General features: G+C 49.5%; 8 protein-coding genes and 1 tRNA gene. 3 read left to right on the forward strand and 6 right to left on the reverse strand.

Features of this window, described 5'->3' with window-relative positions:
• The first annotated feature begins 166 nt into the window (after nt 1-166).
• A complete protein-coding gene (gene hutH, locus PKX57_RS09510; protein WP_472416982.1) occupies nt 167-1,681 on the forward strand; it encodes a histidine ammonia-lyase in 1,515 nt (504 codons plus the stop codon).
• A 57-nt stretch (nt 1,682-1,738) separates the two neighbouring features.
• On the opposite strand, the gene PKX57_RS09515 is transcribed toward hutH, so the two are convergent.
• Nucleotides 1,739-1,825, reverse strand: a tRNA-Leu gene (locus tag PKX57_RS09515).
• A 48-nt stretch (nt 1,826-1,873) separates the two neighbouring features.
• Between PKX57_RS09515 and PKX57_RS09520 the strand changes: the two genes are divergently transcribed.
• Complete coding sequence (locus tag PKX57_RS09520; protein WP_470745090.1) at nt 1,874-2,623, forward strand: type 1 glutamine amidotransferase; 750 nt, start codon at nt 1,874-1,876, stop codon at nt 2,621-2,623.
• 27 nt (nt 2,624-2,650) lie between these two features.
• Here the strand turns inward: PKX57_RS09520 and plsY are convergent, their stop codons facing one another.
• The 5 genes from plsY to aspS are packed head-to-tail and all read right to left on the reverse strand — an operon-like array spanning nt 2,651 to nt 9,581.
• Nucleotides 2,651-3,265 (reverse strand): glycerol-3-phosphate 1-O-acyltransferase PlsY, encoded by a 615-nt coding sequence (gene plsY, locus PKX57_RS09525; RefSeq protein WP_214048115.1) that lies wholly within the window; start codon nt 3,263-3,265, stop codon nt 2,651-2,653.
• Nucleotides 3,262-4,584 carry a ribosome biogenesis GTPase Der gene (der, locus tag PKX57_RS09530; RefSeq protein WP_472416984.1) on the reverse strand — a complete coding sequence of 441 codons (1,323 nt, stop codon included), beginning with the start codon at nt 4,582-4,584 and terminating at the stop codon, nt 3,262-3,264. The genes plsY and der overlap by 4 nt, the downstream gene beginning before the upstream one ends.
• Nucleotides 4,584-6,299: a S1 RNA-binding domain-containing protein gene (locus PKX57_RS09535; RefSeq protein ID WP_472416985.1), complete on the reverse strand. Its 1,716-nt coding sequence runs from the start codon at nt 6,297-6,299 to the stop codon at nt 4,584-4,586. The genes der and PKX57_RS09535 overlap by 1 nt, the downstream gene beginning before the upstream one ends.
• A complete protein-coding gene (gene cmk, locus PKX57_RS09540) occupies nt 6,271-7,794 on the reverse strand; it encodes a (d)CMP kinase (RefSeq protein ID WP_214048567.1) in 1,524 nt (507 codons plus the stop codon). The genes PKX57_RS09535 and cmk overlap by 29 nt, the downstream gene beginning before the upstream one ends.
• Nucleotides 7,791-9,581 carry an aspartate--tRNA ligase gene (gene aspS, locus PKX57_RS09545; protein WP_472416987.1) on the reverse strand — a complete coding sequence of 597 codons (1,791 nt, stop codon included), beginning with the start codon at nt 9,579-9,581 and terminating at the stop codon, nt 7,791-7,793. Before aspS ends, cmk begins: the two co-directional genes overlap by 4 nt.
• Nucleotides 9,582-9,669: 88 nt before the next feature.
• On the opposite strand from aspS, the gene PKX57_RS09550 reads away from it, so the two are divergent.
• A complete protein-coding gene (locus PKX57_RS09550) occupies nt 9,670-11,412 on the forward strand; it encodes an S-layer homology domain-containing protein (RefSeq protein ID WP_472416989.1) in 1,743 nt (580 codons plus the stop codon).
• Nucleotides 11,413-11,419: the final 7 nt, after the last annotated feature.

Below are 11,419 nucleotides of genomic sequence, written 5' to 3' on the forward strand. Positions count from 1 at the left end.
TGCTTTTATTCACCAAGATCTTCAGCATACTCGAAAAGAAAGTAGAAATCCCCGGGCTTGAATGGATTAGATAACCTCCAGAGTTTATAACGAACCAAACGGAGCTTTGAACAACACCTCCGCTCGAGGTTATAATCGGTTATAAAGAAGAAGCGGAGGTGTTGTTTTGTTAATCGATGGAGAGCATCTGTCCCTGAAGGAACTCTACGATGTTGCCTACAACTATGAAAAGGTAGAGATTGACGCTACGGTAATTGAACTTCTGAAACAGAGAAGGCTGTTTCTCGAAGAAGAGAGTAAAACAAACACCATATACGGTGTCAACACGGGTTTTGGAATCCTGGCCGATAAAAAAATATCTCCGGGCGACCTCGAGATTCTTCAACGGAACCTGGTTCTCTCTCACGCGGCCGGAACGGGAAAAACGCTGCAAAAAGAGCTTGTGAGGGCTATAATGCTGGTCAGGACCAATTCACTATGTAAGGGGCTGTCGGGGATAAGGCCCGACGTTGTCAGTCATCTGGTCGATATGCTCAACGAAGATGTGATCCCGGTCGTTCCGGAAAAAGGCTCAGTCGGTGCCAGTGGCGATCTGTCACCGCTTGCCCATATCGCCATGGGAATGATAGGTCTGGGAAAGTGTCTCTTCAGAGGCGAGGTTATCGAGTCTCAGGAAGTCATCAAGAGAGCGGGGCTCAACCCGATCGTGTTAAAAGCAAAAGAAGGGTTGAGCCTTCTTAATGGAACTGCCTTCATGGCTGGAATAGGAGGCTGCGCAACCTACATAGCCCGCCAGGTATTCGAAGAGGCCATAACCGTCTCGGCGATGTCCGTCGATGCGCTAATGGGTAGTACTTCGCCCTTCGACGCGAGAATTCACCTTGCCAGACCCCATCCAGGACAGGGCTACGTTTCGACACGCTTGCGCGACTGTCTCGAAGGAAGCGAAATAAGGAATTCTCACCTCAAGTGCGACATGGTGCAGGACGCTTACACCCTTCGTACGATTCCACAGGTTTACGGGGCAATCTGTGACACTATCGAGTACACCCGGGAGGTTATAGAGAGAGAGATCAACTCTGCGACTGACAACCCGTTGATCTTCGATAACGGCGATGCGATATCCGGCGGCAATTTTCATGGGGAACCCGTGGCACTGGTTCTAGACTTTCTCTCGATAGCGCTGACCGATATGGGTAACATGATAGAGAGAAGGATAGATAGACTGGTCAATCCGAAACTCAACGACCTCCCACCCTTCCTCACGACTGGAAGAGAGGGACTAAACTCCGGTTACATGATCTGGCAGTACACGGCGGCTGCACTCGCCTCGGAGAACAAGACCCTGGCCCACCCGGCATCGGCCGATTCGATACCCACATCCGGGTTTCAGGAGGATCATGTCAGTATGGGCGCCTGGGGGGCCAGAAAGCTCTGGATGATCCTGGAAAATCTGATGACGATGATTTCTATCGAAGCGCTCCTGGCGTACAGGGCGCTGGGTTTCAGACATCCGAAAAAGTCCGGTCCGTCGATCGAGGAGCTCTTCGGCGAGATAAAAAATGTCGTTCCCGAATATCTAGAAGACCGCTACTTCGGCGATGAGTTCGAAAACGTCCTCGAAGTTATCCTGGAAAGAGCCGGTCTGGAGGCACTTGGACGTAAGGTCATTGGGAAGTGAGTTCACAAGAAATAAAAAAGAGGGATAGCGAAGCTATCCCTTTCCGTGCTAACATTATGGTGCCGGGGGCGGGACTTGAACCCGCACAGGCGTATGCCCACATGAACCTGAATCATGCGTGTCTGCCAATTTCACCACCCCGGCACTGCACTAAAATAGTTTATCATCCGCTGTGTGAGGTGTCAAGAGATAATGTCAAAAGAAATCGATCGCAAGCTCAAGGTACTCAGAACGCTTCTGGTGGCGCCACTCTTTTTCTTAACGGCTTTCCAATTGTTCGCTGCGGAAAGTTCCGGAAAACCCATCGCTTTGTTCCTAAACGATCCGGCCTACGATTCTGCTCTGTCACCGATCGAGAGATCTCTGGCCGAGCAGGGAATCGTGTACAGGATATTCAAGATATTCAAAGACGAGCTTCCCGGAGATGAAAGGGATTATGCAGGCATAATCATAGCCGGCGGAGATTCCATGAGGAACTACATAGACTGGAACAACAAAATATACGAAGGTGGCGAGATAATCCTTCGCGGTGAAGTCCCGATACTGGGCATCTGCCTGGGCCACCAGATAGTGTCACGGGTGTACGGATCGGTTATGTACTACAGCGAAGAGCGGCGCTGGCACAACGTTAAAACTCTGTTAGACGATCCGATTCTCGAGGGGTTGTCCGATACTCTGTTAGTCTGGGAGAACCACGCGTACGCTGTGGCTAAACTTCCCGACGGATTCAGATTGATGGCCAGCGGCAGCGTCACCCCTATACAGATGATTAAACACGAAACTAAAACGATCTACGGAGTGCAGTTTCATCCGGAGACTCCCGGAGAGTTTCTGTCAACCCCTCAAGGCTGGAAGCTCCTTTCGAATTTTGCGAAGATAAGCAAAGCCGAGACCGTTCCGGTACCACTTCCCCCAAACGGTAGAAAGGTCTTTCCGTACTGAAAGATAACAACGGGGTGGGCGAAGATATTACTGTCTGCCCCTTTTTTTCTTGAACGCGGCGATCAGGTCGGTCTTTCTCTCTTTACCTTCGATCAGTGCCCTGACGTTCTTTCTATGCCTGAAGAGCGCGAGTGCGAAAAAGGCGAGCATCCAGAGACCTACACCCATTCCCTGGGTGAAGAAAAGGATTATCGAGAGCAGGAGCAAGGCCAGGACGGAGCCGAGTGAAACGAACTGCGTTATCAGGACTATCGGCAACCAGATCCCGAAAAAAACGGCAACATACCAGGGGATCAGAGCAGAGAGTGTTCCGACGGTGCAGGCGACGGCCTTGCCGCCCCTGAACTTGAGGAAGATCGAATAACTGTGACCGACGGCCGCAAAGAATCCTATCATCATGCCTTCGGTCATAGATATGCCGAAAACACTCCTGGCTATTATTATCGGCACGAAGGCTTTTACACCGTCCATGACCATGGTGGCCGCTCCTAGCCAGCCTCCCATGTTGCGCAGGACATTAGTTCCTCCTACGTTGCCGCTGCCAACTTTCGTTATATTCACGCCAAAGAGCAGGGGAACGAGATAGCTGAAGGGTATAGATCCCATGAAGTAGCCGATTGCTGCGAAAATAAGGTATCTCATCTCTTCCTCCTTAGTTTGAGGAATACAGGGGTACCTTCGTATCTATCGAAGTTCTGCCTGATCGTGTTCCTTATCCCTCTGAGATAAGTTTCCGTGAAGAGGTCCGGGTCGTTGACGTTCAGCATTATCAACGGTGGTCTACCCGATATATGAGAACCGTAATATATCTTTCCTCTCTTCTTTCCCTTACCCGGCGGCGGAGTAGTTTCAGAATACCTCGAAAGCAGCGTGTTCAAAAGCGGGGTAGGAATACGGAGATCGATCTTTTCACTTACGAGTTTAATGCTGTCTATGAGCAGATCCATCCCCTTGCCGCTTATGGCCGAGGTGAATATCACTGGGCTGTAGTCGATGAAATATAGATCCTGTTTGACTGTGCGTATAAGCGCCTTTCTCCTTCTTTCATCTATGAGATCGCTCTTGTTGAAGACTAATATGGTAGCCTTCCCGTTCTTCTCGGCCAGTCCTGCGATCCTTTGATCCTGGTTTCCCACTCCTTCAGTAGAGTCGATGACCATCACGATCACGTCAGACCTTTCGATCGCATCTATGGCCCTCATGACGCTGTAGTACTCGACGTTCATGACTTTCACTTTCGATTTCTTCCTGATGCCGGCGGTATCTATAAAGGTCATTGCTTTTCCATCTATAGTGAGCGTTTCATCAACAGTGTCCCTGGTCGTACCGGCTACCTCCGTGACCAGGCTCCGGGGGCTTCCAACTATCCAGTTGAAGATGGACGACTTTCCCGCATTGGGCCTGCCCACGATAGCCACTCTCAGAGAGCTCTGTTCCTCTTCTTCAATGTGAACTGAATGACCAAGTTTTTCGAGTCTCTCGAATATCTCGTCGATGAGTCCGTCGATGTTCAGGCCATGCGCAGCAGAGATCTTTATCGGATCACCGAAACCCAGGGCGTAGATATCGTTGGCGGCGGTGTAAAAAGCTCCTTCACTCTCAACTTTGTTGGCGACGAACACAATCTCTTTTTTCTGCCTTCTGAGATAGTCCGAGAGTTCGATATCTGCGCTTGTAACTCCCTGACGACCGTCAACCAGAAAAATCAAGAGGTCACCCTCTCCGAGCAGCTCGAGGGTGACCTCTTTCATCTTTTCTTCAACTATATTTTCGGGATTTTCGAACAACCCGCAAGTATCTACCAGCTGGAAGGTCTTTTGCTGCCAGTTTACCCTGCCTACCGTGAAATCACGCGTTACACCCGGAATATCGTCCACTATGGCCTTTCTTCCTCCAACGAGTCTGTTGAATAGCGTGGACTTTCCAACGTTCGGACGTCCTATGATAAGGACAGTTGCCACTAGAGGTTTTCTCCTTCTTCTTTGAGCTGATTCTTTATCATTTCGCCCAGATTGCTGGAGATCGTCATGCCGTTGCCGTTGAGGTCCTTCATCACTTCTTCGGTTTCGGCCGCTTCTTTGTCCTTTATCAGCTGTCTTATCGACACAACCATGTTTCTCGTATCGTTGTCGGGATCGTAAACCAGTCTTATGATCTTGTACTGGTTGTGATTCCCTATACTGACGGCGTCTTCGATATTCTCCACTCTTTCGATGGAAACTTGAGAAACGGGTAGGAAGGCTTCCACACCGTAGGAGTCCACCATCACTATGGCTCCGGACTTCGTCAGTCTCGTCACGGTACCGGATATGTAGTCGCCTACGGATAACTCGCGAGAGACTCTCTCCCACGGGTCGGCCGTAGCCTGTTTGATGCTCAGTCTCATTCTTCTGTTAACGCTGTCGATGGAGAGTATCTTCACCTCGGTCTCGTCACCCTCTTTGACCACATCTTCTATCCTGTCAACAAAGTTCCACGATACCTCCGATACAGGAACGAAGCCCGACACATACTCTTCAAGTTCGAGAATTACCCCCGTAGGAAGGACTTTGGCCGTCTTTGCTTTCACGATATCGCCTTCGTTGTACTTCTGACCGATGTTTTCCCAGGGATCGCCCATGGCTTCCCTGTAAGAAAGGGACAGAGTCCTCTTCTCTATGTTTATCTCTTTGATGTTGACTTTTACTTCGTCCCCGACTTCGACGACACTTTTGAGATCCTTCTTGATGTTTCCCCAGAACACCTCTGAAATATGTACCAAACCTTCCACGCCGGGTTCAAGAGAAACGAAGAAACCGAAAGGCGTTATGTTCTTCACTATACCCGCAGCGGTGGAATCCACCGGATATCTCTCTTCAAGCGTTGCCCAGGGATCCTCGCTCATCTGCTTGAGACTCAGAGAGATCTTCTTTTCACTTTCGTCGATTCCGATGATCTTTGCCTTCACCGTACTGCCGATCTTTAAAAGATCGCTTATTCTCGCTCCCGGATCCCAGCTCATTTCCGATGCCGGAATCAGAGCTGTTACGTTGTCGCTTAGCCTAACGAAGGCTCCGAAATTCTTTATCGATTCCACAGTTCCTTCCGTGATCTGATCGACTTCCAGCTTCTCGAAATATTCCTTGATCGCTTCGTCCTGGAAGGCTCTTAGCGAAACGACGACGTTAATGCCGTTTCTCTGTCTCTTGAATCTGAGCACCTTGAATTTCAAATTGCCTTCCGGGGCGTTCTCGCCCTTTCTTATCCCCGACTCTGAACCCGGGAGAAATGCGGGAACGGTTCTCAGTAGCCTTATATTGTAGCCGGCGTTCGTCTCGGAAACTATTCTGCCTTCTATTGGGGTTCCTTCCCGGAAAGCCTTTTCCACTCTACTGAGCGCCTGTCTCGCGTGGACCCTTTTTTCAGATACAGTGCTTCTTCCCTCTTCTTCGTTGGTCTTTATGACCATGACCTCTATCTTATCGCCAACACTGTATTCGTTAAGGTCGTTTACCAGTTGATCCAGGGGAACAAAACCATCTAGCTTGCCTTCCATGATGACCATAAGGCCATCGGGCTGGATTGAGAAAACCTCAGCTTCCTTTCTACTGCCCTTCCTAGCCGAGGAGACATCCATTTGCTCGAAGATCTCCTCCATGCTCAGGTTTTCATCTTGCCGTTCCAGTTTCTCTTCCATTGTCGGTTACCTCCCTCTCGTTGTCTATGTAATCCAGTATCTTCTGGATCTGATCGTACGGTGTCGAAGTTCCACTTATCAAACCGGTCCTCCCCAGCTCTCCCTGCGGGAGATCCCCGGTGGTTTGGACGTGTATCGCTCTCTTTCCAAGTCTTCCGACTATGTCTAGAAGCTTTTTGGTGTTGGAGCTGTTTTTCCCGCCAACCACAATTACTGTATCGGCCTCGCAGGCCAGCCTTCTGGCTTCCGATTCGCGCTCGACGGTGATTCTACAGATCGTGTTGTGTATCTCCACGCGATCTCCAAGTTCCTCTTCTAGGAAAGATGAGAAATCTTTGAAGTCGTCGGTGCTCATCGTAGTTTGGGAGACGACAGCGATTCGCTCGATCGCTTTCAATCTATCGACGACGGAGCTGTAGTCTTCCCCCGGCTCCACTATGAGGTACCGCTCGAGTCTTCCCGAAAGAGCGGTGACCTCCGGGTGGTTTCTCTTCCCAAATACAACAACGAAACTTCCCCGGGCTTGAAGATCAACCGCAAGGCTAAATACATTGTACACTATAGGACATGTAAGATCTATCACCCCGGTAAAAACCTCGCGTAATCTCTTCTCCGATCCCGGGTCGATACCATGCGCTCTTATGATGGCTATACCATCCACACGGTCGTAGCTGGAGATATCCTCGATTATTTCCAGGCCGAGGTCTTTCAGATTTTTCATGACGGCTTCGTTATGTACGATCTCGCCGGTCGCGAAAACGCTTTTTCCGCTTTTGAGAATCTTTATGGCTTCATTCACGGCCCGGTCAACGCCGTAGCAGAATCCCACGGACTTCGAGAGCAACACTCTCTGTCTTTTTCTTGCCATAGCCGCCACTTTTTCCACGACTTCGGAGATACTCAAACCGGTCGTGTCGAGTCGAATTGCATCTTTTGCTGGTTTTAAGGGAGCCAGTTCTCTGGAAGAATCGTTTAGGTCCCTGGCTTTCATTTCCCGGAGAACCGATTCGTAATCTACCTCCTTTAACGAGGCTATGAGCTCGGCGTATCGCCTCCGAGCCCTCTCCTCGATCGAGGCCGTCAGGAAGATTTTCAGTTCGGCGTCGGGAAGGACTATGGTACCGATGTCTCTGCCCTCCATCACCACGTTTCCCTGCCTCGAGAGGCTTCTCTGTTGTTCGGTAAGATAAGCCCTCACGTAAGGGTACCGGGCGATGTTTGACGAGAGCATCGAAACTTCGCGCGTCCTTATCTCTTCTCCGAGAAATCTGCCGTCGAGAGTAATCCCGTTCTCCGAAAGAGAGAAGTAAGTATGGTTCATCAGTTCAACCATGGGGCTTTCATCGGAAAACTCTATTTTGAGACTATGAGCTTTCAGCGCTAGAGCCCTGTACATAGCTCCGGTGTCTATATAGACGAAGTTCAAATCTCGTGCAACAAGTTTCGCTACGGTGGACTTCCCGGAACCGGCAGGTCCGTCGATAGCGATTCTCACTCCCGATCGCCCGAATCTTTCAGCTGAAGTTTCAGAAGATCCAATTGCTTTTGGGAGACTTCCGAGGGGGCCGAAGTCATAAGATCGGCTCCACTGGCAACCTTTGGAAAGGCTATTACATCTCTAATCGATGGAGCCCCAACTATTATCGCGACTATCCTGTCCAGTCCCGGCGCAATCCCGGCATGTGGTGGAGGACCGTACTGAAAGGCCTCCAGAAGATAGCCAAATTTCTCCATAGCCTCTTCTCTTGAGAGACCTATGAGATCGAAAACCCTGCTCTGTATATCCTGACGGTGGATTCTGACCGAACCGCTGGCGATTTCGTAACCGTTCAAAACCAGGTCGTAGGCTTTTGATCTGACTTTCAGAGGCTGCGTGTCTCCAAATTTCTCCAGATCGTCTAGATCCGGCATGGTGAAGGGATGGTGCTCGGCTTCAATCCTTCCCTCTTCCTTGTTGAAGGAGAACATGGGAAATTCCGTTACCCAAAGGAAATCGAAGCCTTCGGCCCTGAGGTTTTCCTCTTTCGTTATTCTGATTCTCAGTTGACCGAGAGCCCTGGAAAGCGACAGGCTTTCACCAACGCTGAGGAGTACTAAATCTCCCACTTCAGCGCCGAAGAATTCGACTACCTTCTCAACTTCTCTCTGACAGTGTTTGATTATAGAAGACTTGATTGAGTCGCTCTCGACTTTGATCCACATCAATCCTCCGAGTCCCAACTCCTTGGATTGTTGAGTGAAATCGTCAAGTCTCTTTCTAGAAAACTTCCCAGCCAGTCCTCTGATTATGAAACCTTTGACCTTCATTCCCTGACCCAGCGCGTCGCTTATGGGTGAAAAGGAAGTTCCATCGAACTGGGCGGAGAGATCTCTTATCTCCATTCCGTATCTCGTGTCGGGCTTATCACTCCCATAGAGGTCCATTACCTCTCTATAGGTAAATCTCTTGAAAGGTGTTTCAAGATCTACGCCGACGGCCTCCTTGAAAGCGTGTTTCATTAATCCTTCCGTAATTGAGAAGACGTCCTCCTCTGTCGCGAAGGACATCTCTATATCTATCTGGGTGAATTCAGGCTGCCTATCGGCTCTGAAGTCCTCGTCTCTGAAGCACTTGGCTATCTGGTAGTATTTATCGAATCCCGCCACCATGAGCAGTTGTTTGAAGATTTGTGGAGATTGGGGAAGCGCATAAAATTTACCGGGCTTCAATCTCGAAGGAACGAGAAAGTCTCTCGCACCTTCCGGCGTGGATTTTCCCAGCACGGGAGTCTCTACATCTATAAAACCATTTCTGTTAAGGTATGACCTGGTAGCCTGAACGAACCTGTGCCTGGTTACTATATTGTTTTGCATCGCGGGGCGTCTGAGATCGAGGTACCGGTATCTCAGATGCATCTCCTCGGAAGATTCTTCGTCTATATTTATATATATTGGTGGTATTGCAGATTCGGAGAGAATTTCCAGTTCGTCGGCGACGATCTCTATATCTCCGGTTGACATTCCCGGATTTCGCGCATCGCCGGGACGTTCTCTGACGGTCCCGGTTACAGAAACACAGTACTCGTTGCCAAGTTTCAGTGCTATTGAATATAGAGCTTCGTTCTGTGGATCGAAAACTACCTGAGTAAAACCATACCTATCGCGCAAAAGAACGAATTTTATTCCCCCGAGATCCCTTATTCGATCTACCCAGCCGTTCAGAATTACAATTTTTCCAGCGTCCGATATTCTCAATTCGCCGCAGGTATGAGTCCTTTTCTTCAAGTACAACACCTCCCCCATTCATAAATATTACCACGGGAGTTTATAGGATGGAATAATGATTTGTGGTAGAATCAATTCGAATATTTCCTTCGGGGAGGTGTAGAAATTGAAAAAGAGTCTTTTGCTTGCCTCACTGCTTATTTTCGGTCTGGTAGTCTCTTCAGTGGCGGCGCCCGTCAATTATGTCGATGTTGCTCAGAATCACTGGGCTTACAATGCGGTTATCAACCTGACGAACCTCGGTATATTGAACGGTGTTCAGGGTGCCGACGGCAAACTGTACTTCAACGGTAATGACCCGCTGACCAGATATCAGACAGCAGTAATGCTACAAAGAACCATAGACTATGTCGAATTGAATTTCGCCAAACAGGGTACTATCCCGCAGTCCAGCGTATCAGACGCCGGTCTAAGATCGCGGCTGGAAGCTCTCGAACTGTCTTTGACGGATGCCAGCGGAAAGTTGATCGATACGCTCGATTTGCAGCTGAGATTGACAGCCCTCGAAAACAGGGTGAACTCCGTAGGCGTCGGAACGACCGGAACCACAGTGACACAGAGCACGATCGATTCGCTCAGAAACCAGATAATGAAGTTCGTGGAGGATCTGTCGCTGACTACAAAGAAGATCGACACGCTCGCCTTAGACGTTCAGAACATGCAAAACAGCATGGCCAACCTTTCGGTTATGGATGCTAAGGTCAACGACGCCGTCAGAAGGGTTGATACTCTGAGCAGTAGTTTGAGCGCCATTCAAATGAGTTTCTCAACGCACGACAGAGCCATATCGAACCTGGAAACCAGCGTTCAGACTATCTCGACTGAAGTGAACGAATTCGATGCCAAGATAAGCACTCTGACGAACAGAGCCTCTACAAACGCCATGGAGATAGCATCTATCAAAGATACCATCAACACCATGTCTGGGAACACGTCTTCCATCAGGGATCTTCAAAACGCTATTAATTCTCTGGAAACACAGATAGCGAACATCAAGCTCCCTGCCGACGCAACCAAGAAACTCGACGATCTATCTGCAAGGGTCAATACGATCGCATCGGAATACGTCAAAGTCGGTGATACTCAGAACTTCGTCACCAAGACCGATCTGAAGGCCAACCTGAACCTCTACGCCGGAATCGACGAACTGGCGAAGGTAAAGGAAGACAGCGCGTCGCTGGCCAACAGTCTTGCGGCTTTGAGAGGCGATTTCAATTCGGAAACGGGTATCATCAAGAGCGATATCGGCAATTTGCAGAGAAGCTTGAACGCAGTCAACGAGATAGTGGCCGTACATGAAAACGACCTCTCTTCGCTGAAGAATTCGTTGAGTCTTGTAACCTCTCTCAGAACAGATCTCACGGCATTGAACAGCAAGTTCAACGCCCTCACCGATCAGCAGGCTATGAATCTTTCAGCCACTCAAGCGAATATTGCCGATCTTGAGAAGAGGATGAACGAAGCCCATAACCTGCTCAAAGTTTCGATTGATGCCAGCCTTTCGAAGATCGCGCTGAGCATGGATACTGTCAACACTCAACTCGGTAAGAACGAGAACGATATCAAGACGCTGAAAACCAGGACCGATACGCTCGAGTCAAGGTTGAACGCAACCGTCACTAATCTCGACAGATATCTCAAAACCAGCGACCTCGAAACCCAGCCCGTCATAACCAACCTCTCGGACAGGGTCGCGGAAATAAACAAGACAACGGTCGACGCCGCCAGCAAGTCCGACGTGGAGACTCTGCAGAAGAAGCTGCAACCCTGGTTGATCTTCTCGGTTATCAGTGGACTCGCGGGACTTGGAGTGGCTATCTACGTGTTGATCGCCGGACCGATACCTTGATGTCATA

This window comes from Mesotoga sp., from assembly GCF_035363035.1.
Taxonomy (GTDB): domain Bacteria; phylum Thermotogota; class Thermotogae; order Petrotogales; family Kosmotogaceae; genus Mesotoga.